1 protein-coding gene is annotated in these 1,129 nt (G+C 46.9%); it reads right to left on the bottom strand.

The window, feature by feature from the left end:
• Positions 1–391: 391 nt before the first annotated feature.
• Positions 392–1,129, bottom strand: a 738-nt coding sequence (locus AC1D69_RS25010) for a transposase (RefSeq protein WP_495458813.1), incomplete at its 5' end; no start/stop codon positions are given.

The raw sequence follows: 1,129 nt of genomic DNA, 5'->3' as shown, positions 1-1,129 counted from the left end.
CCTGCCCGTCCCTCGGTTTTAAGGGTTTATCTCATATATACTCACTCATTCGCAGGATTTCGTCGCCTTGGAATACAGTTGCTGTTCGGAGAGTAAGCTCATTAGACACCGTTGTACTAATCTTGGGTATGCGGGAACAGAAGAAACGTATGAAGCAATTCTCCAAGTGTTATTCTTCTGCACGCATACTCCACAATTTCCTTGGGGGTTCACCATCCCACGACTCTACGGGTCTATGCCCTTACATTCCTTCGTTACACCTGACCAAGGCGTGGAGACCGATAACGTTTAGCTGACGGGTCTGAGCCCTTATCGGGCAGGAACTCGGTCCTCCGTGCTTTCTTTGTAAAATCCTGCGAATGAGTCAATATACGTGATCGTTTAATCAGTTTTAAGCAGCTTGATTGCAGGTAGGGTCAGCCTTTTCAGGAGAAAAAGCTTCTCCCCTATGAACAATGCCGATGATGATTCGTGCTAGTTTTCCAAGCAGTTTAAATACCGATTGTTGCTTTTTCATTTGTTTGACCTGGACATTATTCTCATGCAGCTGTCGGAACATAGGATGATTTCCAACGAGTTGGAGCGTGGCCAGATACAGATATTTTCGCAGCGTAGCATCGCCCCGTTTAGAAAGCATGATCTGTCCCTTGCGTTTCCCCGAAGTGCTTTCGGCCAGGTTTAAACCTGCCTTACGCAATAATTGACGTCCATGGGCATACTGTCTAAGATCACCAGCACCTGATAGAATGGCTGCAATACAGATCGTGCCTAGGCCAATCGATCGAAGCTGATCAGCCATAGGAATTTCGCTGAACAACTCTTGTATATCCTTTTCAATTCTCTCTAGTATCTCAACCATCCGTTCGAACTCTTGTAATAGCCATTGTAAATCCTGCTTCGCTTCATTTAGGGCAGTCGTGTCGCCTATACTACTCTTAGCGTGAGCGATGAGCTGCGCAGCCTTCTGCATGCCAGTCGCGCCACCGGCTCGCTTCATATGCTCTCTCCATCCTGTGATCACCTCTGTTACGGATAGTGACTTTAGATCCTGCGGAGAAGGGAATTCTTTAAGAGTAGCTAAGGAACGTTTGCAGGCCCAGTCTTTAAAAACCGAGAAATACTCGGGGAA

It is taken from the genome of Paenibacillus sp. Y301, from assembly GCF_059445505.1.
The sequence above is the reverse complement of the archived record's forward strand: the minus strand, read 5'-3'. Positions and strand labels throughout refer to the sequence as shown.